Below are 23,867 nucleotides of genomic sequence, written 5' to 3'. Positions count from 1 at the left end.
GGTCTCCCGTTTTCGTTTGGGCGCCGGATTCGCGGCGGCGAAAAGGTCAGAACTTTATGCGCATCAAGGCGGCCGACGCGGCTGGATCTTGAGCATCCCGCACGCCCAATCTGAAATATCTCCGCACTGAAAGGCCGCTCAGGCCTCGGGGTTTTCCCGTTCATGCAGTGCAGCAATCATCCTTCAAGGGCAACAAACCCATATCCGACAAGGCTCACAGCCCGATCGGCATGCATTTTGGGCGGATAAACCCGCTCTTGCTTCGTTGTGATATATCACATACCGTATTGAAAACGGACGCAGCGACGCGGCGCTCCCGCAGAACCGATTCCTGATTCCACGATTTCGTTTTTTCGTTATCTCGCCCGGCCACGACTAAATCAAGGAGACCTGACATGGGCAAGGCACTGGATGGTGTGCGTATTCTCGACTTCACGCATGTGCAGTCGGGCCCGACCTGCACGCAGCTTCTCGCCTGGTTTGGCGCTGACGTCATCAAGGTAGAACGTGCGGGCGCGGGCGATATCACGCGTGAGCAACTGCGCGATCTGCCCGATGCGGACAGCCTGTACTTCACGATGCTCAACGGCAACAAGCGCTCGCTGACGCTCGATACGAAGAATCCGCAGGGCAAGCGTGTGCTCGAACGGCTGATTCGCGATTGCGATGTGCTGGTCGAAAACTTTGCGCCCGGCGCGCTCGAACGCATGGGCTTTAGCTGGGAGCATATCCAGTCGCTCAATCCGCGCATGATCGTGGCTTCGGTGAAGGGCTTCGGCCCAGGGCCGTACGAGGACTGCAAGGTCTATGAGAACGTCGCGCAATGCGTGGGCGGCGCGGCCTCCACCACGGGTTTCGACGATGGTCCGCCGGTGGTCTCGGGCGCACAGATCGGCGATAGCGGTACGGGTCTGCATCTGGCGCTGGGCATCGTCACCGCGCTCTATCAGCGTACGCATACGGGACGCGGCCAGAAGGTGCTGGCGGCCATGCAGGACGGCGTGCTCAATCTTTGCCGCGTAAAGCTGCGCGACCAGCAGCGGCTGGAGCGCACCGGCGTCATGAAGGAGTATCCGCAATTCCCGAATGCGGCTTTCGGCGAGGCCGTGCCGCGTGCAGGCAATGCCTCGGGCGGCGGTCAGCCGGGCTGGATTCTCAAGTGCAAAGGTTGGGAGAGCGACCCGAACGCCTATATCTATTTCATCGCGCAGGCGCCTGTGTGGGACCGCATCTGCAAGCTGATCGGCCGCGAGGAATGGATCGGCGATCCGCGTTACGCGACGCCCAGCGCGCGTCTGCCGCACTTGAAGGATATTTTCGCCGAGATCGAGCACTGGACCATGCATCGCACCAAGTTCGAAGCGATGGCCGTGCTCAATCGGCACGACATTCCGTGCGGCCCGATTCTTTCGATGAAGGAAATCGCCAATGACGAATCGCTGCGCGCGAGCGGCACGATCGTCGAAGTCGATCATCCGGTGCGCGGCAAATATCTCACCGTCGGCAATCCCATCAAGCTCTCGGACAGTCCCACCGAAGTCACGCGTTCGCCGATGCTCGGCGAGCATACCGACGAGGTGCTGACGCAGTTCGGCTATAGCGAAACGGAGATCCGCTCGCTGCGTGCCGCGGGCGCCATCTGATTGCGCGCGCAACCAATTCATAACATCGATGAACCGACGGAGCAGAGCATGGACACATGGATGCGCTTGATGGCGAACGACGGCAGTATCGTGTTCGGTCGCGTCGAAAACGGTTATCTGCATGAATACGAAGGCATCGATCAGCCGGTGCCCACGGGCGCCGTGCTGTCGATGCGTGCGCTCACGCCGCTTGCGCCTTGCGCGCCGGGCAAGGTCGTCGCGCTCTGGAATAACTTTCACGCGCTTGCGCTCAAGCTCGAAAAGCCGGTGCCCGAGCATCCGCTTTTTCTGATCAAGCCCGCGGAATCGGTGATTGGTTCGGGCGCGGCGATTCGCAGGCCTGCCCACTATGCGGGAAAAATCGTTTTCGAAGGCGAGCTGGGCATAGTGATCGGCAAGCGTTGCCGCAATGCAAGTCTCGAAGAAGCGCAGGCCGCGATCTTCGGCTACACGGTCGTGAACGATGTGACGGCGGCGGGCTTGCTAGCGGAGAATCCGCACTTCCCGCAATGGTGCCGCGCGAAGGGATTCGATACGTTCTGCTGTCTGGGACCGGCGATCGTTTCGGGCTTCGACTGGCGCAGTGCGCGTGTTGTGACCTTGCTCGATGGTGTGGAGCGGCAGAATTATCCGCTCGACGATATGGTGTTTACGCCCGCGCAACAGGTCAGCCTGATTTCGCAGGATCTCACGCTGGAGCCCGGCGATGTGATCGCGTGCGGGACCTCGCTTGGCGTGGGTTCGATCGGCGAAGGCGCAACGGTGGAAGTCACGATCGAGGGCATCGGCACGCTGGCGAACGCACTCAATGCACCGGTCGCGGAGCGGCAAACGCAGAGCGAAGACGAGCGAGTGGTTTAAGCGCTGTTCACCGGGCAGCCTGACGCGCGATACCTGAGGAGAAGAGATGCCGCAGCAACTGGCTGGCGACGCGTTGTGCCTGGGCGGCGCCATGCTATTCGCCTGGTTCGTCTGTGCATTTGCACAATTCGCACCGCTCGCGTCGGGCTGGATTCGACGCGAGCCGGTTCGCGCACGGCCATGTTGCACGCGCACGAGCGAATCCGAGCGCTCGCGCCATCTGTGGCTGGCGATTTCCTTTGCACTGCTATTGACGATCACGCCAGGCGTGCTGGCGGCCTTGTTCACCCAGAGCGCGCTGGCGGTAGCGGCGGCGGAATTGGGCGCGTTGTCTGGCCTATGGCTGGGCACGCGTCTCGATCTTACGCCGCGTGTGCGCGTGGTGGCGGCGATGGGGTGTGTATTCGGCGTCACGGCCACTGTATCGAGTGTGATCTGCATGGTTTTCATACAGCAGCACACGGTCAGCATGCGCATCGCGCTCTATATGACGGCGATATGGGGCGCAGTGGCCTTGGGCGCAGCCACATTCATGCTCGCGCGCGAGCCACGAACCATCGCGCGCAAGCACAAGCCCTTGAGCCGTGGCGAATCCGCGCTGCATCTCACGGCGCTCGCGCTGATTGCCGCGTTGGGCGATGGCTTCGCAACGGTTCATATCGGAACGTCGCGATCGTCGATGGAATTTGCGCTCTCGGCACTCGGCGCGGCCTGCGTGCTGGCCGCCGCGTTAGGCGTGCGTCTGATGGGCGGCGCGCGGCGCATGCCGCGAACGCGTCCTGCGCGCAGCACGCAGGACGTATCGAAACGACCCGCTCCAGTGAGCCTCGTCACCGTGCCCGATAGCTGGCTGGTCACGGCATGCGGCACGGCCGCCTACGAACCCGCAGCGTTCGATACCTGGCTTTCCCTCTATGAGCCGCCTGGCGAAGCGCCGCGCGACACGCATCACGCCTCGCGCGATTCGCCTCGTCGAAGGCGTAATCGCAGTCGCCAGACCTCCAAATCGCGGCGCGTCACGAAAATCATTCATCAGGCGTAACTGTTACGCCCGTAACCATAGGTCCTTACTTATGAAGTGAGGCCTGTGAGACTCGTGTAATGTTTTCGATCAGTTGCGCGCCTTCCTCCATGAGGAAGCGTTTGAACGCGAGCGCAACCGGCGGCAGACGCTTGTTTTTCCGGTGCACGACGTACCAGTTGAGCATGACGGGAAAGCCCTCGACGTCGAGCACGGCGAGGTGCCCGACCTGGAGTTCGAGGCTGATCGTATGCGCCGATAAAAACGCGATCCCCATGCCCGCGATCACGGCCTGCTTGATCGTTTCGGTGCTGTGAATCTCCATCGCGATCTTCAGGTTCGTGAGCTTGCCCGCGAAGCCTTCCTCCATCGAATTCCACGTGTCCGAGCCGCGCTCGCGCACGATGAACGCCTCGTTGGCGAGCGTGCTGATCTTGATGTTGCGCTTGTTGGCAAGCGGATGCGTGGGCGCGGCGACGATCACATAAGGATGCGGCGCAAACGTTTCGTTGATGGCGTCCGTGGCGTGCGGAGGCCGCACCATGATCGCCAGATCGGTCTGGTTCGTGGAGAGTTGATGCAGCAACTGCTCGCGGTTATGCACCGAGAGATTGAGCTCCACGCCCTTGTAGCGCCGCGTGAATTCGGCCAGCAGGCGCGGAAAGAAGTAGTCGCCTGCACTGATCACCGCCACGTTGAGCTTGCCGCCAGAGACGCCTTTCAGCTGGCTCATGGCTTCGTCGACTTCGTGGAACTGCTGCATGATCGCGCGGCTGTAATGAAGCATTTCCGTGCCGGCGGGCGTGAGATAGATCTTCTTGCCCAGTTGCTCGAAGAGCGGCAGGCCGGCGTGCTCTTCGAGCTGCCTGACCTGCGTGGAAACGGCTGGCTGGGTGAGGTGCAACTCTTCCGCGGCACGCGAAAAACTGAGGTGGCGCGCCACGGTCTCGAAGACCTTCAACTGGCGCAGCGTGGCGTTCCGCATGGTCATAGCCGATCCATAAAGGATGGTGAATCCTCATAATAACAAACTTTAATTGTGACTAATTGAGTAATCACCCTAGCATGAGTTGAAAGGAGTCCGAATGCATCGTCTTTTGCGTGCGGGTTAACGCCTAAATCAGCGAAAAACACTGTGTTTAAGGCGGGAAAACCCGAATCGAACGACACGAAAAGGCAGGCCGGAGCCGCATTCAGGTAGTCAAACGAAAGCGTCGAATTAAAGCAGCTTCAGGATTTTTAATTCGATTTTTCGTGTGACTAATCGAATGGAAACAGAAAGTCGAAGGTAGAGAAATAGAGAACCATAAGTAGATGACTATGCAGGCCGGCAAAAGCACCGGCCCCCATGAATGGATAGCGGAGACAAGCGAGATGAATGCAATCGGTCAGAGGAGCGAAGGCGGTCCGTTCTGGACGAACCGCTGGTGTCAACTGGTAGTCGGCATGCTATGCATGGCACTCGTTGCCAATCTGCAGTACGCGTGGACCTTGTTCGTTGCGCCGATGAATGCGCGCCATCATTGGGGCGAAGCATCGATTCAAATGGCGTTCTCCATTTTCATCCTGACCGAGACCTGGCTCGTGCCGGTCGAAGGCTGGCTCGTCGACAAGTTCGGTCCGCGCCCGGTCGTGGCGGTTGGCGCGCTGTGCGCGGGTCTCGCCTGGGTGCTCAATTCCTATGCGACCACGTTGCCGATGCTTTACGCCGCGTCCGTGATTGCGGGCATTGGCGCGGGCGGCGTGTACGGCACCTGCGTGGGCAACGCGCTCAAGCTGTTCCCCGACCGCCGCGGTCTCGCAGCGGGTCTCACGGCGGCGGGCTTCGGTGCGGGCGCAGCGGTCACGGTGATTCCCATCGCCAACATGATCACGCGCTCAGGCTATGAGCACACGTTTCTTTTCTTCGGCATCCTGCAGGGCGCGGCGATTCTCGTGCTGGCCTTCCTGCTCGTGAAGCCGGTGCCACGTGCCGCCGCTGCGGCTCGCCGTATGGTCTCGCGGGTCGATTACACGCCCGGACAGATGGTGCGCCAGCCCGTGTTCTGGATCATCTACGTCTCGTTCGTAGCGGTCGCGGCGGGCGGCCTGATGGCCACGGCGCAGATCGGGCCGATCGCGAAAGACTGGGGCCTCGCCCGCATTCCGATGACGGTGTTCGGCGCCACGTTGCCGCTGCTCACGCTCACGCTGTCGATCGACAACATCTGCAATGGCTTCACGCGTCCGTTGTGCGGCTTCATCTCCGACAAGATCGGCCGTGAAAACACCATGTTCATCATCTTCGTGGGCGAAGGGCTGGCGCTGCTCGGCATGATGCAATACGGCACGAATCCCTATGCGTTCATGACGTTCGCGGCGCTGATCTTCCTGTTCTGGGGCGAGATCTTCTCGATCTTCCCGGCAATCTGCGCCGATACCTTCGGCAGCAAGTTCGCCGCCGCCAACGCAGGCACGCTTTACACCGCGAAGGGCACGGCTGCGCTGCTGGTGCCGGTGGCTTCGGTGTTGTCGGCGACGGGCGGCTGGAGCGCGGTGTTCATCGTCGCGGCGATCATCACGATTGCGGCCGGCGTGAGCGCCAAGTTCATCCTCGCACCGATGCGCCAGCGCCTGATCGAGCAGAACGGCGAACCGGCCGCGACGCTGTCCACGCACACCGGCACGCTTCAGCACTGGCCGAACCAAAGTGGCGAATGACGTTTGGCGATGAACGTCTCGCTCCAGCAACTCAAGGTGTTCGTCGCCGTCGCGCGCTCGCGCAGCTTCACGCGCGCGGCGCGCGAATTCGGTCTTACGCAGTCTGCGGTCAGCCGCTGCGTGCGCGAACTCGAAGAAGCCGTCGATCTGAAACTCTTCGATCGCACCACGCGTCAGGTCGAACTGACGCTTGCGGGCAGCGGCTTCGAGCGGCGCATTGCGCATCTGCTCGACGAAATCGACATGGCGTTGAACGAGGGCCGCGATGCGCATCAGGCGCATCGCGGCATTGTCACAGTGGCGAGCAATCCGGCGCTTTCGTCGGGCTGGGTGCCGGGTGCGCTTGCGCATTGCGCCCGCGCGTTGCCTGCCGTCACCTTGCACTTGCAGGACTTGCCGCAAGACGCGGTCTTGCAGGCCGTCGAGCAGGGCGAAGTGGATTTCGGCGTGATTTCGCAAGCGGTGCCGTCGCTGCGCCTGTCGAGCGGTCAATTCGATGTGCAGCCGCTCGCGGCGACGCCCTTGTGCGCATTGTTGCCCGCGCAACATTCTCTCGCGCAGCATGCTGCGCTACCTTGGGCTGCAGTCGCGCGTGAAGCGCTCGTTACGCTCAATCGCGATTCGGGCTGCCACAGCGCGGTGATGCGTGCGCTCGAAGGTTTGCGCGCGCCCGATCGTGCCGTGCAGGAACTCGCACATTCAAGCGGTATCGCGCGCATGGCGCAGCTCGGCATGGGTATCGGCATTCTGCCGGTTTGTACCGACGCCGATGCCCGCCATTGGCCCGCGCCTGCCGCTTCGCTCGTGACACGCGTGCTGCATCCCGTTGTGCAGATCAGCACGATGCTCGTGCGGCGGCGTCATCGCTCGTTGCGTCCGTGCGCGCAGGCGGCGTGGACCGAGTTTGTCGCGGCGGGGCGCGTTCAGGAAGTCGAGGCAGCGGCATGCGCGATTGACACGCAGGAACCCCAGACCGCCGATTCCATCGCGCCATAAAGCAATCGCGCAATAAAGAAGGCCGCGCTTTCGCGCGGCCTTTCTCACATTCCCGACTCCCGCATTCAAGCCGCGAGCTTCGCCATCTGCTCGCGCTGCTTGACCAGCGCAAGCACCGTATCGATGGCAGGCGTAGCTTCGCCCACCAGCATGCCCATTTCCTGCACTACCGTCAGCAGCGGATCGATTTCCATTGGCCGGCGCTGTTCCAGGTCGACCAGCATCGACGTCTTGTGCGCGCCCACCGCGCCCGCACCGTCGATACGCCGTTCGATATCCACGCGAAAATGCACGCCAAAGCGCTCGGCAATACGTTGCGCTTCCAGCATCATCGTGCGTGCCACGGCGCGCGTGGCGGGGTCCTGCGTAATCACGTCGAGCGTTGCGTGCGTGAGCGCGCTGATCGGGTTGAAGCAGAGATTGCCCCACAATTTCAGCCAGATTTCATCGCGGATATTGTCGCGGATCGGCGCTTCGAAACCGGCCGCCGTCATCGCTTCATGAAGCTGGACGATGCGCGGCGTGCGTTCGCCCGACGGTTCGCCGATCGGAAACTTCTTGCCGTACACATGACGGATCACGCCCGGCGCGTCGATTTCCGCAGCGGGATAGAGCACGCAGCCAATCGCGCGGTCGGGCCCGAGACGCGTCCACTGCGAACCGTCGGGATCGATGCTTTCGAGCCGCGTGCCTTCGAACTTGCCGCCATGCCGGTGAAAGTACCAATAAGGAATGCCGTTGGTGCCGGTGACGATGGCCGTATGTTTGCCGAGCAGCGGCTGCATCGAATCGATCACGCCCGCCACCGAATGCGCCTTGAGCGTGACGATCACGATATCCTGCACGCCCAGTTCGCGCGGATCATTCGTGCAACGAACCTTTGCGACGTACTCATCGCCGTCCATCAAGAGACGCGCGCCGTGCTCGCGCATGGCGGCCAGATGCGGGCCGCGTGCCACAAAGCTCACGTCCGCGCCTGCGCGTGCGAGCTGCACGCCCATCATCCCGCCTATCGCGCCCGCTCCGAAGATGCAGATCTTCATGTGATTCCCCAATGACGTTGAAAACCGCGTGTCCATCGATTGAGCGCGCACGTGCAGCGCCGACGGACGATGATTCGAGCATAGGGGGCGCGGTCGATTAACGACAGTTAAAGTTTCTCCTCTGCATCATCCAGAAAGACTTATGGTTAATGAGGCGCTTAGTGGAAGAAAGGCAGCGCCAGAAACAGCTTGATGACGATGGCGTTGGCGATATCGATGAAGAACGCCGCCACCATCGGCACGACCAGAAACGCCAGATGCGAATGGCCGAAGCGCGCCGTCACGGCCTGCATATTGGCGATGGCGGTGGGCGTCGCGCCCAGGCCGAAACCGCAATGGCCGGCCGCGAGCACCACGGCGTCGTAATTCGCGCCCATCACGCGGAAGGTCACGAACATCGCGTAGAGCACCATCAGCACGGTCTGCGCGACGAGGATGGAGAACACCGGCAGCGCGAGCGCGGCGAGATCCCACAGGCGCAGCGTCATGAGCGCCATCGCCAGAAAGAGCGCGAGGCTGACATTGCCGATCAGCGCCACGGCATGTCCGGCAACGGGACGCCCGAGCAGCGCTAGACCGTTGGCGAGCAGCACGGCCACGAACAGCACGCAGACGAACGCGGGCAATTCCGCGGGCGTGCCCGTGAGCCACTGCGCGATGAGGTTGCCCAGCGCGAGACTGATGGCGATCAGCGTGAGCGTTTCGATGAAAGCGGCGGCGGTGGTCGGTTGTTCGGCTTGGGGTTTTTCGAAGGCCTGGGCGTCGTGTGCAGGGTTGTCGGTCGAGATGCCTTCATCGCGCCCGAGCCGCTTGAGCAGACGCTGCGCCACCGGGCCGCCAAGAATCCCGCCCATCACCAGGCCGAAGGTTGCGCACGCAATCGCGGCTTCCGTCGCGGATTGCAGGCCGTGATGTTCGGTGAAGACCTTGCCCCACGCCGCGCCCGTGCCATGTCCGCCCGACAGCGAAACCGATCCGCCCAGCAGTCCGAACAGCGGATCGACGCCCAGTGCGTAGGCGAGCGTAATGCCTAGCGTGTTCTGCAACAGCAGCAGTCCCACTACGATGACCAGGAAGCGCGCGAGCATCGGGCCACCCGCCTTGAGGCTCGCGAGATTCGCGTTCAGGCCGATGGTCGCGAAGAACGCCAGCATCAGCGGCGTTTGCAGCGAAGCGTCGAAACTCACGTCGAGATGCGCGAACGAATGCAAACCGAACAGCACGAGTGCGGCGACAAGGCCGCCCGCCACCGGTTCGGGAATTGTCCATTTGCGCAGCAAGGGCAAGGCGGCCACGAGCCGGTTGCCGAGCAGCAGGACGAGCGACGCGGCCACCAGCGTTCCGTAGACATCGACATTCATCAAGGCCTCGCAATGCGGCGAAGGTCGAGCCTGAGCCGCGCCAGGGGCTACATCTGGGCGTGCGCCGTGTGCAGACCGTGACGCCGTCCCCGCGAGCGGCGTCCACAGCGCACGGTACACGAGCGGGGCGTGCGGTGCGCGGGCGGTGTCCGGCTTGCGTAAAAGAGGGCCACGGGCTTAAATACGGCAGGCGCGCGTGTCGGCATCGAACGATGCAGGCGCCGATGCGGGACGAATCACGGCATCCACGAACACCCTCAAGAACGGGAGCAGTTCATGAATGGAAAGACCGTTGCGGAACGCGAAGCGGCCGGGCGTGCCGCACGCGAAAAGGCGAAGCGCTCGGGCCACCGGCTGGTGGGCGACCTCAAGCGCGATCCGCTCGAAATACTCCAGCAAAGCAGCGAGGGCCGCGTGCCCAACCTCGTGCCGCTACGCTACGGGCGCATGATTGTTTCGCCGTTCACGTTCTTTCGCGGCAGCGCCGTGTTGCAGGCGCACGATCTTGCGCAGGTGCCGAACACCGGCATGTCGATGCAGATTTGCGGCGATGGCCATCTGCTGAACTTCGGCGGCTTCGCCACGCCCGAGCGCCAGCTTGTCTTCGATCTCAACGATTTCGACGAAGTCGCGCCCGCTCCCTGGGAATGGGATCTGAAGCGGCTGGTGGCGAGCTTCGTGGTGGCGGCGCGGCATATGCGCTATTCACGCGGCGTGGCCGAAGATCTGGTGATGACGGTGGTGAACACCTATCGCGACCGCATGCGTCAGTACTCGGAATATGGCGCGCTCGAACTCTGGTACGACAAGATCACCTTCGACCGTATGGCCGAAAGCGCGCTCACGCCGGACGGCCGCCGCCTGATTCGACGCGGCATGGAAAAGGCCGCGGGCCGCACGCACGAAAGCATGCTGGAAAAGCTGGCGTATCACGACGGCGCGCACTGGACGATACGCGATGCACCGCCCGCGCTCTTTCACGTACACGGCCCGAACTCGCTCTACGAATCCGAGGACAACTGGCTCACGCTCGGCGACTGGCGTCAGCTCATCACGCCGATGTACGAGGCGTATCTGAAGACACTCGCGCCCGATCGCCGCGAACTGGTCGAGCATTTCGATCTTCAGGATCTCGTATTCAAGGTGGTGGGCGTGGGCAGTGTGGGCACGCGTTGTCTGGTGTTGCTGCTCGTCGATCATCACAACAAGCCGCTGTTTCTCCAGGTGAAGGAAGCGCGCCGCTCGGTGATTTCGCAGTACTTCAAGTCGCCCGCGTTCAAGCACGAAGGCGCGCGCGTCGTGCAAGGCCAGCGGCTGTTGCAGGCCGCGAGCGATCTGTTTCTCGGCTGGTCGACAGGACCTTCGGGGCGGCATTTCTATTTCCGCCAGTTGCGCGACATGAAGCTGTCCGTCGAACTCGATCTGCTCGATAGCACCCTGCTCGCGGGCTACGCACGTTTATGCGGCTGGGCGATGGCGCGCGCGCATGCGAAGTCGAGTAACGCGGCGATCGAAATCGCTGCCTATATCGGGCGCAGCGATCAGTTCGCCGAAGCGCTCGCGGGCTATGGCGCTGCCTACGCCGATCAGGTGGAGCGCGATTACGACGCGTTCGTGAAGGCCGCGCGCTCGGGCGCGATCTCCGCGCGCAGCGACGAGGATATGGCGGCGGATTTCCGGGTCTGATTTCGAGGTCTGAATACCGGCATCGCGCAGCGCGGACGCGTTATCCTTGCGCTTTTGTTTCGCCGCATGCGTGGCGCGTTCCGTTGTTGACGCGCTCGCGTGCGGCCCGCGCCTCATGCGTCTACGACACATCGAAGTCTTTCACGCGATCATGCGCACGGGCTCGCTTTCGAAGGCCGCCGAGCTGCTGTGCGTTTCGCAACCCGCCGTGAGCAAGGTGCTCGCGCATGCCGAGCGCAGCGCGGGCCTCAAGCTGTTCGCGCGCACCCACGGCCGTCTGCAAGCCACGCGCGAAGCCGAATTGCTGTTCGCCGAAACCCAGAAGCTGCAGTCGAATCTCGACAGCATCCGCGATCTTGCACGCAATCTGGCGTTGCGCCCGCAGGGGCTGCTGCGCATCGGCTGCCTGCCCAGTCTGGGGATGAGCCTGATTCCGCAGGCCGTCGAGGCGTTCCGCGCGAGTTATCCCGATGTCTCGCTCAAGGTCCAGACGCGTCACACGACGGAGCTGCTCAACGCGCTGCTGACGCGCGAACTCGATGTGGGCGTGGCGCTCAATCCGCCCGCGCGGCCCGGCATCGAGGCGCTCGAACTCGGGCGCACCGCCGTGGTGTGCGTCGCGCCGCCCGACGATCCTTCGCCTGCGGGCGAAGCGCTCGCGCTGGAGGATTGCGTCGAGGGCGCGTGGATCGGCATCGGCAATGTCGATCCACTGGGCGAGGCGATCGGGCATCTGCTGGAAACGCAGGGCGTGGACGGGCAACTCGCGGCCGTCGAGGCGCAGACCTGGTATGTGGCGCGTGCGCTCGCGGCGCGCGGCGTCGGGCGTGTGCTGCTCGACGAAATCACGGCGCGCAGCGCGGGCGAGCCGGTGGCGATCCGGCGCGTGGAGCCGGAACTGACGATCGGCGTATTCGCGGTGTGGCGCGACGGCGGCATGGATTCGCAGGCGGGCAGGGCGTTTGTCGATGTGCTGCGCGCGCGGCTCGCAACCTAACTGAACGGAGGCAAGGACGATGATTGATGCGACACAGCAAGCTGGGCAAGCCACGCAAGCGGCACAGAAAATCGCGCTCGTGACTGGCGCGGGCAGCGGCATCGGGCGCGCCTGCGCACGCAAGCTGCTGGCCAACGGATATGCCGTGGTGCTGGTGGGACGGCGCGCCGAACCGCTCGAAGCGCTCGCCGCCGAAGCGCACGCGGCTGGGCAGACGGCGCTGGCCGCGCCCTGCGATGTGACGGACGCGGCCGCCGTCGAAGCGCTGTTCGAAGCCGTGCACGCGCGATTCGGCCGCCTCGATCTGCTGTTCAACAATGCGGGGCGCAACGCGAAAGCCGTGGATATCGACGAGATTTCGGTCGAAGACTGGCGCGCCGTGGTCGATACCAATCTCACGGGCGTGTTTCTCTGCACGCGCGCGGCGTTTGCGCTGATGAAGCGGCAAAGCCCGCGCGGCGGCCGCATCATCAACAACGGCTCGATTTCGGCTCATGCGCCGCGGCCGTTCAGCATCGCGTACACGGCGACCAAGCACGCGATCACCGGCCTCACGAAATCGGTTTCGCTCGACGGGCGGCGTTACGACATCGCCTGCGGCCAGATCGACATCGGCAATGCGGCGACGGACATGGCCGGGCGCATGGCGCATGGCGTGCCGCAGGCGAACGGCGAGATCGCGGTCGAACCCTTGATGGACGTCGAACTGGTTGCCGATGCGGTGCTGCATATGGCGCAACTGCCGCTCGCGGCCAACGTGCAGTTCATGACGATCATGGCGACCAAGATGCCCTTCGTGGGTCGCGGATAAAGACGTAGCCAAGGCGCGAGGCGCACCGGGCGTGCATGCCAGCGCTCCCGTATACTGGCAGTCGATCCGCCTTAAAGCCTGCCTGCAATGTCCCTGCCAGTGAATTCCGAGGACGATCCGCGTCCCCTCCCGCCCGAGCGCCCCGACGACAACGCCTGTTGCCAAAGCGGCTGCGACCCCTGCGTCTTCGATCTCTACAACGACGAAGTGAGCCGTTACCGCGCCGCGCTGGCGGAATGGGAAAAGCGCGCAGCCGCGCGGCAGGCGGAGCAGTCCGCGAAAGCGCACGGCTGACGACCCACGTTTCCCGAGCCGAGTCATGCCCGATATCGCCCCGCCTGTCGAAACCCTGACCACGATGGCCGCATTGGCCACCGCCGCCGATCCCGCCGCCCTCGACGCGCTGCACGCCTTCGTCGAGCGCCATCCGCGCCTGTTCGTGCTGACCGGCGCGGGCATCAGCACGGATTCGGGCATTCCCGGTTATCGCGACGACAACGGCGCCTGGAAGCGTTCGCCGCCCATCACCTTGCAGGAATTTCTCGGCTCGGAAAGCTGGCGCCGGCGCTACTGGGCGCGCAGCATGATCGGCTGGCCGACCGTCGGGCTCGCGCAGCCCAACGGCGCGCATCGTGCGCTTGCGCAGCTTCAGGCCGCCGGGCGCGTGGGGGCGCTCGTGACCCAGAACGTCGATGGTCTGCATCAGCGTGCGGGTAGTCACGATGTTATCGAACTGCACGGCAGCATCGGCCATGTGCATTGTCTCGATTGCGGCGCGCAATACTCGCGCGCCTCCGTGCAGCCGGAGCTGGTGGCGCGCAATCCGGCTGTCGCGGGCGCCTTCGCCGAACCGGCCGCCGATGGCGACGCCCATCTCGACTTCGACGGCGCCAATGCGTTCCACATTCCCGCCTGCGCGGCCTGTGGCGGCATGCTCAAGCCGTCGGTGGTGTTTTTCGGCGAGAACGTGCCGCGCGAGCGCGTAGCGGCCGCCTCGGACGCGCTCGACGAGGCGGACGCGGTGCTGGTGGTCGGCTCGTCGCTGATGGTGTATTCGGGCTACCGTTTCTGCGCGTGGGCGCAGCAGCGCGGCAAGCCGGTCGCGGCCATCAACCTCGGCAAGACGCGCGCCGATCCGTTGCTCGCGCTCAAGGTCGCCGCGCCATGCGCGGCCTCGCTCGAAGCGCTGGTGGCGCGCCTCGCTGCATCGCCTTCGTAAAATCGCATCACGCCGCAACGCCGGCCCGCCGGACCCCGGCCAACCGATCCGCCCATCGACGAGGAAGCGCACCATGCTCAACACCATCGCCGAACTCGAAGCCCATTACGGCGAGCCGAACGAACGCTCGCTGCGTAAGGAAATCGACTACATCAACGCGGATTACCGCCGCTTTATCGAGTTGTCGCCGTTCGTGGTGATGGCGTCGGGCGGCCCGGAAGGGATGGATTGTTCGCCGCGCGGCGACGCGCCCGGCTTCGTGCGTGTCGTCGATGCGCGCACGCTCGCGCTGCCCGACCGGCCCGGCAACAATCGCGTCGACAGTCTGCGCAATGTCGTGGCCGCACCGCAGATCGGCCTGTTGTTCATGGTGCCGGGTGTGGGCGAGACCTTGCGGGTGAACGGCCGCGCGCGCGTGAGTCTGGACGCCGCGCTGCTGCAAAGTTTCGCCGTGGACGGCAAGCCGCCGCGCTCGGTGCTGCTGATCGACGTCGAAAGCGTCTACTTTCACTGCGCCAAAGCGATCGCGCGCTCGAATCTGTGGGACCCGGCGCGTTATGTGGAGCGCTCACAACTGCCGAGCGCGGGCGAAATGTTGCGCCGAGTGAGCGACGAACAATATGGCGAGGGCTTCGACGTCGAACGTTACGAAGCCGATCTCGCCGAACGCATGAAGAAAAGCCTGTACTGAACCATTGATACCGATGAACGACCCGCAAGCCAGCCTGCGCCTCAGCGCGCCCGCCGCCGCGCGCAATGCCGCGCCCATTCTCGACGTCCTGCGCACGGCGCTGCCCGCGCACGGCACCGTGCTGGAAATCGCCAGCGGCACCGGCCAGCATGCCGTGCACTTCGCCACCGCGCTGCCCGGCATCGACTGGCAACCGAGCGACGCCGATGCGCGCGCCCGCGCCTCCATCGCGGCGTGGCGCGAGCACGCGGGCCTCGTCAATCTGCGCGCGCCGCTCGATCTGGACGTGCGCCGCGAGCCCTGGCCCGTCGATGCGGTGGACGCCATCGTCTGCATCAACATGATTCATATCTCGCCGTGGGAAGCCACCATTGCGCTGATGAAAGGCGCGGGCGCGCGCATCGCCCAGGGCGGCGCGCTGGTGCTGTACGGTCCGTACCGGCGCGACGGCGCACACACGGCGCCGTCCAACGAAGCGTTCGATGCCGATCTGCGCGCACGCGACCCGGCATGGGGCGTGCGGGACCTTGAAGCCGTCGACGCGCTCGCGCGTGCCGAAGGTTTCGTCTGCGAGGCCGTCGTGCCGATGCCGGCGAACAATTTCACGGTGGTTTTTCGCAAGCGTAATGCGTAAAAAGCGTCAGGAAGCGCAGCAGCAGACCCGCGACACGCGCTCATCGAGCGTCAAGTGAGCGATAATCGCGGCCCTCGATAAGCAGTGCGCGCTCACGAAGCGCGCGCTGGACGTGACGACGAAGGCCTGCGGACAGGCGCGCCGCGCAACGGTCTGAACCGATCGCAGCAAGGCTGCAGGCCCGTGCGCGCAAGCGGGCATCGTTGGAGCGTTTCCCTTATCCTTGCACGATCGACGCCTCTCGCAAGACCTGCGCGGGCGTCACCCCAATCGATTGAAGTGGAGAGTCAACATGAGCAAACAGGCAATCGGCGTGGTGGGTCTGGCCGTGATGGGGCGCAATCTTGCGCTCAACATCGAAAGCCGCGGCCATGCGGTGTCGGTGTTCAACCGCAGCCGCGAGAAAACCGATGAGCTGATCGCTGAGTTCCCCGAGCGCAAGCTCGTGCCGACGTACACGCTCGAAGAGTTCGTCGAGTCGCTCGAAAAGCCGCGTCGCATTCTGCTGATGGTCAAGGCCGGCGAAGCCACCGACGCCACCATCGCAGCGCTCAAGCCGCTGCTGGACAAGGGCGACATCCTGATCGACGGCGGCAACACGCACTTCACCGACACGATCCGCCGTAATCAGGAACTCGCGAAGGCGGGCCTGCATTTCATCGGCACGGGCGTGTCGGGCGGCGAAGAAGGCGCGCTCAAGGGCCCGTCGATCATGCCGGGCGGTCAGCGCGATGCTTACGATCTGGTTGCACCGATCCTCACCGAAATCGCCGCGAAGGCGCCGGCGGACGGCGAGCCGTGCGTGGCCTACATGGGCCCGGACGGCGCAGGCCACTACGTCAAGATGGTGCACAACGGCATCGAGTACGGCGACATGCAGCTGATCGCCGAAAGCTATGCGGTGCTCAAGCAGGTGGTCGGCCTGACGAACGAAGAACTCGGCAAGGTCTACACGGAGTGGAACCAGGGCGAGCTCGACAGCTACCTGATCGAAATCACCTCGAAGATCTTCGACAAGAAGGACGAAGAGACGGGCCAATATCTCGTCGACGTGATTCTCGACCGCGCGGCGCAAAAGGGCACGGGCAAGTGGACGAGCCAGAACGCGCTGGATCTGGGCGCGCCGCTGCCGCTGATCACCGAGGCCGTGTTTGCGCGCGTGCTGTCGTCGCTCAAGACGCAGCGCGTGGCTGCGAGCAAGGTGCTGGCGGGCCCGCAGACCAAGCCGTTCTCGGGCGACCGTACCGCCTTCATCGAAGCCGTGCGCCGCGCACTGTACTTCTCGAAGGTGATTTCGTACGCACAGGGCTTCGCGCAACTGCGCGCCGCTTCGGACGAGTACAAGTGGGATCTGCAGTACGGCACGATCGCCAAGATCTTCCGCGCGGGCTGCATCATCCGCGCGCGCTTCCTGCAGAAGATCACCGACGCCTACGCGAAGGACGCGCAACTGGCCAACCTGCTGCTCGATCCTTATTTCGCCGATATCGCCGCCAACTATCAGGCTGCGCTGCGCGACGTGGTGATCCACGCCGTGACGGCGGGCGTGCCGGTGCCGGCGTTTTCGTCGGCGGTTGCGTACTTCGACGCGTATCGCTCGGAGCGCGTGCCCGCGAATCTGGTGCAGGCGCAGCGCGACTTCTTCGGCGCGCACACGTTCGAGCGTACCGACAAGCCGGGCAGCTTCCACGCTGACTGGTCGTAACCGGCTAGTTTCGACGCGTGGCAGTGACCGGCTAAGTTAGCGCTCACTGCGGCGATTGCCCGCATAGTCGTTGCGGGTATTTGTCGAATGAATAGGGGAACCCCACGGGGTTCCCCTTTTTTATTACCGTTTTCGCAACGGTGTATTTAGTAATTAGGGTTTTCCCTAGAGCGAATAAGAGCCTAGACTTCAGTCAATCGCAGACGGACATGAACACCAGCCCGAAAGCGCCAATAAAACAGATGGAGGTCGAATCATGAAGAAGCTTATCCCCGCAGTCGTCGTGGCAGCCGCTCTTGTCGTTCCGGCGCTTTCGTTTGCCCAGTCGAGCCAGCAAGGCCTGACCCGCGCCCAGGTGCGCGCCGAACTGGTCCAGCTCGAACAGGCGGGTTACAACCCGTCGGCTGATCGTGTGAATTACCCCGAAAATCTGCAGGCTGCTCAGGCTCGCGTGACCCAGGAAAAGCTGGCAAGCAACGATACGAGCGGTTACGGCGCGCCGGCAGTCGGTACGTCGCAAGCGGGCGGTCCGGCAGTGCAGCCGGCACACGTCACGCCGTCGCAGGCAGTGTATTTCGGCCATTAAGCAGGGCGTGGTCGTGAGTTGAAGCGAAGTTGCTGCGTGTGTTTCCAGTGGCTTCGCAAAGCAGGCGGTTGGAAATGTAGTGCGAGTTGTTGAAGTTGTAGTTGTAGTGAGAAGTTGCAGGGCGCTGTAAGCACAGAGGTGTGGTTAGCAGTTGCAGTTGCAGTATGTAGTGGAAGTTGCAGTGTGTAGTAGCAGGTCGCAGTAAGCAAAGAGGTGCAGTAGGCAGTTGCAGTTTGATGTTGTTGTGGTTGTAGCTTGAGTGTTTGTCTGGAAGTTGCAGTACGTAGTAGCAGTCGCAGTAAGCAAAGAGGTGTTGCAGGCAGTTGCAGTACGTAGCACGCAGTTGTTGTTGTTGTTGTTGTTGTTGTTGTTGCTTGAGTAGTTGGTAGTAGAGGTTGCAGTAGGTAGTAAGCAAAGAGGTGCAGTTCGCAGTAGATGTACTAGCAGTAGTAGTTGTTGCGTGAGAGCAAGTAGTCGCTGTAAGCAGTACGAAGTAGAGGTGGTAGTAGAAGTAGAAGTAGAAGCACGCAAAGAGGTTGCATTAGTTGTTGCAGCAGGCAGTACCCGCAGGTGTAGTTAGCTGTAGAGGTAGAAAATGCAGTACGAAGTAGCAGCATGCAGTCCAGCGCGGCCCGGTCCTTACCGGCCCGCGCTTTTCTTTTTTGGGCGGTAGCTTTCCACCGCCTCACCGCCCCGTCAAATGCGGCACGCCCTCATTGCTCGTCACGCTTAGCTGATGAATCGTGCGGTGCGCCTTGTTCAGTTGAGCCTGCGCCGCGATCCGCTGCGCCTCCAGTTGAGCCACATCCTTGCGCACCTGATGCTGGCGCGCGCTCACCCGATGTTCCTGCTCCGCATGGCGCTGCAGATCGACGCGCAGCCTCTCCGCATGCGCCTCCGATTCCTCGATCTGCTTCGTGAGCACCGCATTCTGCGCGGCCAGTTGCGCGAGGCGGGTTTCACCATCGGCGAGCCGCGTCGCCTGCTCTTCCAGGTGATGAAACACAGCGCCCGCAGAATCCAGATCGGCGGCACGGAAGGCATGCCAGAGCGCGTTGTCCTGATGCATCGCCACGAAGTACGACAGCGTGCGCGCGTGGAACAGCAGGGTCACCGAATAATCGAAGCAGCGAAATACGCGGAAGGTGCTCAACTCGTCGGTGGCGGCGAGGGCGGTGAACGAAGCGCCGTCCGCGAGCTGGACCGGACGGTTGGCCAGATGCGCCGGCACGGCGGGCACGGCATGAAGCGTGGAAACCGGCCGTGGCGAAGCGCCGGCGTCAGGTATATCGGTAACTTCGTCGGTAACGTCGTCTGCGGACAGTTCGGCCTGCGCTTGCGCGTCGATACGCTCGGGCCCGGGATTTGCTGATGGCGCTGTGCCATGCTCGAGCTCGATTTCCTCGGCACTGACGCCACTCGCCTCGGACTCGACGCTCACGGCAACGAGATGCGATGCGCCGCCCGACAGCACGGCGTTACGGCGATGCAGAAAGGACTTCACGGCGTTTCCCCAGAAATATCCGGCCGCACGGCGCTTCCAACCGCTTCAAACCCGTTGCGAGAAGAGCGGGCGCGGCGTTCGGCAGGCGGTCAGAAGGAGCGGGCGACGTTGCGATCGATGCGCTGCGCTCCGGCGTGGCCAGTCATGGGCCTGTGCTCAGTGCAGCAGGCGAGGGCGGCGTGCGATATCGTCGAAGAGTGCACGGCCGGGTTCGAGTGCGAAGAGCCAGGTTTCGTCGTAGCCGCTCAGGGTGTCGAGCGCATCGCGCAGACGCTCGATAACGATGGCCGGAATCTCTACCGTCGCCTCAAGACCGCCGGAGAGACGGGCGACGCTGGCGTGCTGGACCAGCTCGTCGGCGGCTTCGGCGACATCGGCGGCGAAGACCAGATGGTTGTTCAACAACTCGACGAGGCCCGGCGACGCCGTGACATCTTCGACGTTGAGTTGCACGGCAACAAAAGTGGCTTTGTTCATCCTGGGTCCCTCAGGAACGTTGCACCACAACGAGAGGCGTGTCGTCGAATTATTGTCTGATTATCAGAATTGATAGCAGGGAGTATAGGCGAGGGTGCGATCAACGATACGGAGTATGTCCGGTCGCTGTAAGAAATAGTTGCTGGCTGTGAAGATTTAACAAACATTCGTGCGTGCGCGCTAAAAAGGCCCGCGCGCCCGGGACGATATAATGGGGGCCGTTCGCCAATTCCGGCTTAATCAACGGAGAGGGTTTCGCGGGCGAACGCCGGCGGCCCCACGCGCATCCAAATACGTATCCCCGTCGTACGTAGCGAGGAACCAGCGAGGAACAGCAACATGAATCGACAATGGCGAAACCCGGGCGCGTACGCGGCTCTGGCTGCACTCACGCTTGCCTGCAGCGCCTGTACGCTCACGCCCTGGGAAAGCAGCCCGTCTGCGCCGCCCACTCCCACGTCCAACGGCGTGCCCGCCGGTTACTACCGCGTCAATCCTGGCGACACGCTTTCGCGTATCGCGTCGGCTTACGGCCAGCGCCCGCAGGATCTCGCGAGCTGGAACCAGTTGCCGCCGAACGCGCAGGTGCTGCCCGGTCAGGTGCTGCGCGTCGCGCCGCCGGCCGGCTATAGCAGCGGCAGCGCCGTGCCGCCGCCGCCCGCGTTCACGAGCAGCGCGCCCGCCGCGAACGGCGTGGCCGTGCCCAATCCGGTCGGCTCGGCGCTCACGCTCATGTGGCCCGCGCGCGGTCCGATCCTGCAGCGTTTCGTGCCGGGCAAGTCCACTGGCATCGTGATCGGCGGTGCGCCGGGCGAGCCGGTCAAGGCCGCCGCCGCGGGCCGCGTGGTCTACGCGGGCTCGGGTATCGAAGCTTACGGTCCGCTCGTGATCATCAAGCACAACGACCAGACCGTGACGGCCTACGGCCACAACGGCCGCCTGCTCGTGAAGGAAGACGACGCCGTTTCGCAAGGCCAGCCGATCGCCGAAATGGGCGTCGACAACAACGGCGTCGCGGGCGTGCAGTTCGAAGTGCGCAGTGACGGCAAGCCGGTCGATCCGCTGCCGCTGCTCACGCGCTAACGGTTTGCGCCGATCCTGCGCGCATCCCGCGCGTCGGGGCGATTGCGGTTTTTTCAGCGATTTGCCTCGACGCGCCGTTTGAAAATACACTCGATGGTTTCCATCGCCGCGCACGCCAACGTGCGTGGCGCCCCGTGCCGCGCATCCGCAGCCCGCGCGGCCACTACGAGGATTCCATTGCATGATCGATCTGCGCAGCGACACCGTCACCCGTCCGACCGAGGCCATGCTGGCCGCCATGACCCGCGCCGAAACCGGCGACGATGTCTGGGGCGACGATCCCACCGTGCTGCGTCTGCAGGCCCGCGTGGCCGAACAGGCCGGCAAGGAAGCGGGCCTGTTTTTCCCGAGCGGCACCCAAAGCAACCTCGCCGCGCTGATGGCGCATTGCGGGCGCGGCGACGAATACATCGTCGGCCAGCTTGCGCACACCTATAAGTACGAAGGGGGCGGCGCGGCGGTGCTCGGCAGCATCCAGCCGCAGCCGCTCGACAATGCCGAAGACGGTTCGATCCCGCTCGAGCGCGTGGCCGCCGCGATCAAGCCGATCGACGATCACTTCGCGCGCACGCGCCTGTTCGCGCTTGAGAACACCATCGGCGGCAAGGTGTTGCCGGCGGCGTATGTCGCCGAAGCCACGCAGTTCGCGCATGGCCGTGGCCTCGCGACGCATCTGGACGGCGCGCGCGTATTCAATGCGGCGGTGGCGTCGAACCAGTCGCTCAAGGCCATGGCCGAGGGTTTCGATTCGATGTCGATCTGCTTTTCGAAGGGGCTGGGCGCGCCGGTCGGGTCCGTGCTGGTGGGCAGCCAGGCGCTGATCGACGTGGCGCATCGCTGGCGCAAGGTGCTGGGCGGCGGTATGCGTCAGTCGGGCGTGCTGGCGGCGGCCTGCCTTTACGCGCTCGATCACAACGTCGCGCGTCTGGCCGACGATCACGCCAACGCCGCGCGCCTCGCGCAAGGGCTGGCGCAGATCGACGAGGTCAAGCTGATGTCGCACGCCACGAACATGGTGTTCGCGCAGTTTCCGCAGGCCGATTGCGCGCCGCTGGAGGCGTGGCTCAAGGAGCGCGGGATTCTGACGCAGATGCTCTACGCGTCGCGCTTCGTCACGCATCTGGATGTGAGCGCCGCCGATATCGACACGGTTGTCGCGGCGGTGAAGGCTTACTTCAAGCGCTGATCTCCGGCAGGCGGCGCATCGGACCGATCGCGCCGCCTACGGAATTCATCCACGCACCGCCCGATGCGACGGTGCGAACAGCCGCAAGCCGCTCGCCACGCTCGCCGCTGCCGAAAACGCCGCGCCCAGGCTGAGCGCCAGCGTCGGGCCGTGCTTGCCGGCGATCCCGAAACACAACGCCACCAGCGCCGCGCCCGTGGTCTGCCCAAGCAGACGCGACACGGCGACGGTCCCGCTCGCGCCGCCGCTGCGCTCGGGCGGCGCGGCCGCCATGATCGCGCGCAGATTGGGCGACTGGAAGAAGCCGAAGCCCGCGCCGCAGATCGCCATGCGGATCACGATGTCGATCACGCTCGGGTGCACCGGCAGCATCGCCAGCGACGCCATGCCCACGGCAAGAATCGCGAGACCGATCGCCCCCAGCAGGCCGGGCGGATAGCGGTCCGACAAGCGCCCGGCGATGGGCGCGGCGGCGGCCACGACCACGGGCCACGGCGTCATCAGAAAGCCGGTTTCCACCTGGCTGCGCATCAGCACGGTTTCGAAATAGAACGGCAGCGACACGAACGCGAGACCTTGCGCCGCGAACGAGCAGATGGCCGTGATCGAAGACAGCGCGAACACCGGGCGCTTGAACAGGTCAAGCGGCAGCATCGGCGCGGGATGGCCGATCTCGCGGCGGATCAGCAGCGCGCCGAACACGATGGCGACGGCGGCCGCCGCCAGCACTTCCCTCGCCGGCGCCTGCTGCGCCGCCTCGCCGAGCGCGAAGATCAGCGCAGCAAACGTCACGAGATTGAGCAGCGCGGCGACGGGATCGAACGCGTGCTTGCCGCGCGCCGTTTGCGGCAGCGCGGGCATTGCGAACACGAGCGCGATCACGCCGAGCGGCACGTTGATCGCGAACAGCCACGGCCAGGTGCCCGCCGAAAGGATCAGCGACGCCATGGTCGGCCCGACGGCGAACGAGACGCCGACGATCAGCGCGTTCATGCCCAGGCCGCGCCCGAGCCGGTGCGGCGGATAGAGGAAGCGGATCAGCGCCGTGTTGACGCTCATGATCGCGCTCGCGCCCAGGCCCTGAAGCACGCGCGCGCCGGCCAGCGCGGTGAGCGACGGCGCGAGCGCGCAGGCCAGCGAGGCCACGGTGAAAATCGCCAGGCCGCTGATATAGATGCGCCGATGCCCGAGGATGTCGCCGAGCGCCGCCAGCGGCAGCAAGGTGGCGACCATCGCGAGCTGGTAGGCGTTGATGATCCAGACCGAGGCGGCGGGCGCCGCGTGCAGATCGGCGGCAATGGCGGGCAGGGCTGTGTTGGCGATGGCGGTGTCGAGCGTCGCCAGCGCGACGGCGAGCATCACGGCGGCCATGGCGCGGCGGTTCTTCGCCGTCATGGGGGCGTCGGTGCGGCCGGTGTCTTTCGGCGCGGATACGGTTTCGGACAAGGCGATTCTCGGGCGTGAGCGGGGATGCGGGTGATACGGAGCGTCCTGGCAGGCGTGCCCGCCGGACGATCCCGCAATTGTTACAGAGGCCGGGCGATTCTGCAGCGCTTGCTTCAGAGCGTGGGCTGGCTGTAAGGCGCGACGCGCCATCGCATCAATCGCAACTAACAGCCAGTCAACGCCGATTCCACCTGCACGCCACCCGCACGCCATGCGA

Annotated in this window: 22 protein-coding genes; 16 read left to right on the top strand and 6 right to left on the bottom strand. The window is 64.1% G+C overall.

What is annotated here, in order from left to right; genetic code table 11:
* Window positions 1–395: 395 nt before the first annotated feature.
* From frc to U5A67_RS15180, 3 genes are read left to right on the top strand one after another with little or no spacing between them, the layout of a single operon-like run.
* Window positions 396–1,643: a formyl-CoA transferase gene (gene frc, locus U5A67_RS15190; protein WP_321815046.1), complete on the top strand. Its 1,248-nt coding sequence runs from the start codon at window positions 396–398 to the stop codon at window positions 1,641–1,643.
* A 48-nt stretch (window positions 1,644–1,691) separates the two neighbouring features.
* The gene (locus tag U5A67_RS15185; RefSeq protein ID WP_321815047.1) at window positions 1,692–2,504 is read left to right on the top strand and encodes a fumarylacetoacetate hydrolase family protein; all 813 of its coding nucleotides are present in this window, start codon (window positions 1,692–1,694) and stop codon (window positions 2,502–2,504) included.
* A 46-nt stretch (window positions 2,505–2,550) separates the two neighbouring features.
* Window positions 2,551–3,546, top strand: coding sequence for a hypothetical protein (locus tag U5A67_RS15180; RefSeq protein WP_321815048.1), 996 nt, complete (start codon window positions 2,551–2,553; stop codon window positions 3,544–3,546).
* Window positions 3,547–3,571: 25 nt separating this feature from the next.
* Here U5A67_RS15180 and U5A67_RS15175 read toward each other — a convergent pair whose 3' ends face one another.
* Window positions 3,572–4,516: a LysR family transcriptional regulator gene (locus tag U5A67_RS15175; RefSeq protein ID WP_205984347.1), complete on the bottom strand. Its 945-nt coding sequence runs from the start codon at window positions 4,514–4,516 to the stop codon at window positions 3,572–3,574.
* A 383-nt stretch (window positions 4,517–4,899) separates the two neighbouring features.
* On the opposite strand from U5A67_RS15175, the gene oxlT reads away from it, so the two are divergent.
* Together oxlT and U5A67_RS15165 are read left to right on the top strand one after the other, a co-directional pair.
* Window positions 4,900–6,225: an oxalate/formate MFS antiporter gene (oxlT, locus tag U5A67_RS15170; protein WP_321815049.1), complete on the top strand. Its 1,326-nt coding sequence runs from the start codon at window positions 4,900–4,902 to the stop codon at window positions 6,223–6,225.
* A gap of 9 nt (window positions 6,226–6,234) precedes the next feature.
* Entirely contained in the window at window positions 6,235–7,221 is a 987-nt protein-coding gene (locus U5A67_RS15165; protein ID WP_321815050.1) for a LysR family transcriptional regulator, read from the top strand.
* A 65-nt stretch (window positions 7,222–7,286) separates the two neighbouring features.
* Here the strand turns inward: U5A67_RS15165 and U5A67_RS15160 are convergent, their stop codons facing one another.
* Window positions 7,287–8,264: a 2-dehydropantoate 2-reductase gene (locus U5A67_RS15160; RefSeq protein WP_321815051.1), complete on the bottom strand. Its 978-nt coding sequence runs from the start codon at window positions 8,262–8,264 to the stop codon at window positions 7,287–7,289.
* 158 nt (window positions 8,265–8,422) lie between these two features.
* The gene (gltS, locus tag U5A67_RS15155) at window positions 8,423–9,625 is read right to left on the bottom strand and encodes a sodium/glutamate symporter (RefSeq protein WP_321815052.1); all 1,203 of its coding nucleotides are present in this window, start codon (window positions 9,623–9,625) and stop codon (window positions 8,423–8,425) included.
* 276 nt (window positions 9,626–9,901) lie between these two features.
* Between gltS and U5A67_RS15150 the strand changes: the two genes are divergently transcribed.
* The 9 genes from U5A67_RS15150 to U5A67_RS15110 all read left to right on the top strand — a co-directional run bounded on the left by U5A67_RS15150 (window position 9,902) and on the right by U5A67_RS15110 (window position 17,954).
* Window positions 9,902–11,311, top strand: a complete 1,410-nt coding sequence (locus U5A67_RS15150) for a DUF2252 domain-containing protein (RefSeq protein WP_205984342.1) — start codon at window positions 9,902–9,904, stop codon at window positions 11,309–11,311.
* A gap of 115 nt (window positions 11,312–11,426) precedes the next feature.
* Entirely contained in the window at window positions 11,427–12,308 is an 882-nt protein-coding gene (locus U5A67_RS15145) for a LysR family transcriptional regulator (protein WP_321815053.1), read from the top strand.
* A gap of 19 nt (window positions 12,309–12,327) precedes the next feature.
* The gene (locus U5A67_RS15140) at window positions 12,328–13,119 is read left to right on the top strand and encodes an SDR family oxidoreductase (protein WP_321815054.1); all 792 of its coding nucleotides are present in this window, start codon (window positions 12,328–12,330) and stop codon (window positions 13,117–13,119) included.
* A gap of 87 nt (window positions 13,120–13,206) precedes the next feature.
* Entirely contained in the window at window positions 13,207–13,413 is a 207-nt protein-coding gene (locus U5A67_RS15135) for an oxidoreductase-like domain-containing protein (protein ID WP_205984339.1), read from the top strand.
* Window positions 13,414–13,477: 64 nt separating this feature from the next.
* A complete protein-coding gene (locus U5A67_RS15130) occupies window positions 13,478–14,338 on the top strand; it encodes an NAD-dependent protein deacetylase (protein WP_321815212.1) in 861 nt (286 codons plus the stop codon).
* 73 nt (window positions 14,339–14,411) lie between these two features.
* A complete protein-coding gene (locus tag U5A67_RS15125; RefSeq protein ID WP_205984337.1) occupies window positions 14,412–15,029 on the top strand; it encodes a pyridoxamine 5'-phosphate oxidase family protein in 618 nt (205 codons plus the stop codon).
* A 13-nt stretch (window positions 15,030–15,042) separates the two neighbouring features.
* On the top strand, window positions 15,043–15,663 hold the full coding sequence (locus U5A67_RS15120; protein WP_205984336.1) for a DUF938 domain-containing protein: 621 nt from the start codon (window positions 15,043–15,045) through the stop codon (window positions 15,661–15,663).
* Between the two features lie 292 nt (window positions 15,664–15,955).
* Window positions 15,956–17,368: an NADP-dependent phosphogluconate dehydrogenase gene (gene gndA, locus U5A67_RS15115; RefSeq protein WP_205984335.1), complete on the top strand. Its 1,413-nt coding sequence runs from the start codon at window positions 15,956–15,958 to the stop codon at window positions 17,366–17,368.
* 256 nt (window positions 17,369–17,624) lie between these two features.
* Window positions 17,625–17,954, top strand: a complete 330-nt coding sequence (locus tag U5A67_RS15110) for a DUF4148 domain-containing protein (RefSeq protein ID WP_205984334.1) — start codon at window positions 17,625–17,627, stop codon at window positions 17,952–17,954.
* A 685-nt stretch (window positions 17,955–18,639) separates the two neighbouring features.
* Here the strand turns inward: U5A67_RS15110 and U5A67_RS15105 are convergent.
* Window positions 18,640–19,458, bottom strand: a complete 819-nt coding sequence (locus U5A67_RS15105; RefSeq protein ID WP_321815055.1) for a DUF2968 domain-containing protein — start codon at window positions 19,456–19,458, stop codon at window positions 18,640–18,642.
* A gap of 156 nt (window positions 19,459–19,614) precedes the next feature.
* Window positions 19,615–19,935 carry a hypothetical protein gene (locus U5A67_RS15100; RefSeq protein ID WP_205984330.1) on the bottom strand — a complete coding sequence of 107 codons (321 nt, stop codon included), beginning with the start codon at window positions 19,933–19,935 and terminating at the stop codon, window positions 19,615–19,617.
* 339 nt (window positions 19,936–20,274) lie between these two features.
* Between U5A67_RS15100 and U5A67_RS15095 the strand changes: the two genes are divergently transcribed.
* Together U5A67_RS15095 and ltaE are read left to right on the top strand one after the other, a co-directional pair.
* The gene (locus U5A67_RS15095) at window positions 20,275–21,018 is read left to right on the top strand and encodes a peptidoglycan DD-metalloendopeptidase family protein (RefSeq protein ID WP_205984329.1); all 744 of its coding nucleotides are present in this window, start codon (window positions 20,275–20,277) and stop codon (window positions 21,016–21,018) included.
* A 181-nt stretch (window positions 21,019–21,199) separates the two neighbouring features.
* The gene (ltaE, locus tag U5A67_RS15090) at window positions 21,200–22,204 is read left to right on the top strand and encodes a low-specificity L-threonine aldolase (RefSeq protein WP_205984328.1); all 1,005 of its coding nucleotides are present in this window, start codon (window positions 21,200–21,202) and stop codon (window positions 22,202–22,204) included.
* Window positions 22,205–22,249: 45 nt separating this feature from the next.
* Here the strand turns inward: ltaE and U5A67_RS15085 are convergent, their stop codons facing one another.
* Entirely contained in the window at window positions 22,250–23,599 is a 1,350-nt protein-coding gene (locus U5A67_RS15085) for an MFS transporter (protein WP_205984467.1), read from the bottom strand.
* Window positions 23,600–23,867: the final 268 nt, after the last annotated feature.

Source organism: Paraburkholderia sp. J69-1, assembly GCF_905220255.1.
GTDB lineage: Bacteria > Pseudomonadota > Gammaproteobacteria > Burkholderiales > Burkholderiaceae > Paraburkholderia.
This window is presented reverse-complemented; position numbering and strand designations above follow the sequence as displayed.

Coding starts and splice junctions, on each gene's coding strand:
- U5A67_RS15095 (WP_205984329.1), top strand. CDS start 20,275: ATGAATCGACAATGGCGAAACCCGGGCGCGTACGCGGCTCTGGCTGCA.
- gltS (WP_321815052.1), bottom strand. CDS start 9,625: ATGAATGTCGATGTCTACGGAACGCTGGTGGCCGCGTCGCTCGTCCTG.
- U5A67_RS15130 (WP_321815212.1), top strand. CDS start 13,478: ATGGCCGCATTGGCCACCGCCGCCGATCCCGCCGCCCTCGACGCGCTG.
- U5A67_RS15100 (WP_205984330.1), bottom strand. CDS start 19,935: ATGAACAAAGCCACTTTTGTTGCCGTGCAACTCAACGTCGAAGATGTC.
- U5A67_RS15180 (WP_321815048.1), top strand. CDS start 2,551: ATGCCGCAGCAACTGGCTGGCGACGCGTTGTGCCTGGGCGGCGCCATG.
- U5A67_RS15150 (WP_205984342.1), top strand. CDS start 9,902: ATGAATGGAAAGACCGTTGCGGAACGCGAAGCGGCCGGGCGTGCCGCA.
- oxlT (WP_321815049.1), top strand. CDS start 4,900: ATGAATGCAATCGGTCAGAGGAGCGAAGGCGGTCCGTTCTGGACGAAC.
- frc (WP_321815046.1), top strand. CDS start 396: ATGGGCAAGGCACTGGATGGTGTGCGTATTCTCGACTTCACGCATGTG.
- U5A67_RS15120 (WP_205984336.1), top strand. CDS start 15,043: ATGAACGACCCGCAAGCCAGCCTGCGCCTCAGCGCGCCCGCCGCCGCG.
- U5A67_RS15135 (WP_205984339.1), top strand. CDS start 13,207: ATGTCCCTGCCAGTGAATTCCGAGGACGATCCGCGTCCCCTCCCGCCC.
- U5A67_RS15085 (WP_205984467.1), bottom strand. CDS start 23,599: ATGACGGCGAAGAACCGCCGCGCCATGGCCGCCGTGATGCTCGCCGTC.
- U5A67_RS15145 (WP_321815053.1), top strand. CDS start 11,427: ATGCGTCTACGACACATCGAAGTCTTTCACGCGATCATGCGCACGGGC.
- U5A67_RS15160 (WP_321815051.1), bottom strand. CDS start 8,264: ATGAAGATCTGCATCTTCGGAGCGGGCGCGATAGGCGGGATGATGGGC.
- U5A67_RS15175 (WP_205984347.1), bottom strand. CDS start 4,516: ATGACCATGCGGAACGCCACGCTGCGCCAGTTGAAGGTCTTCGAGACC.
- U5A67_RS15110 (WP_205984334.1), top strand. CDS start 17,625: ATGAAGAAGCTTATCCCCGCAGTCGTCGTGGCAGCCGCTCTTGTCGTT.
- U5A67_RS15125 (WP_205984337.1), top strand. CDS start 14,412: ATGCTCAACACCATCGCCGAACTCGAAGCCCATTACGGCGAGCCGAAC.
- U5A67_RS15140 (WP_321815054.1), top strand. CDS start 12,328: ATGATTGATGCGACACAGCAAGCTGGGCAAGCCACGCAAGCGGCACAG.
- U5A67_RS15185 (WP_321815047.1), top strand. CDS start 1,692: ATGGACACATGGATGCGCTTGATGGCGAACGACGGCAGTATCGTGTTC.
- gndA (WP_205984335.1), top strand. CDS start 15,956: ATGAGCAAACAGGCAATCGGCGTGGTGGGTCTGGCCGTGATGGGGCGC.
- ltaE (WP_205984328.1), top strand. CDS start 21,200: ATGATCGATCTGCGCAGCGACACCGTCACCCGTCCGACCGAGGCCATG.
- U5A67_RS15165 (WP_321815050.1), top strand. CDS start 6,235: ATGAACGTCTCGCTCCAGCAACTCAAGGTGTTCGTCGCCGTCGCGCGC.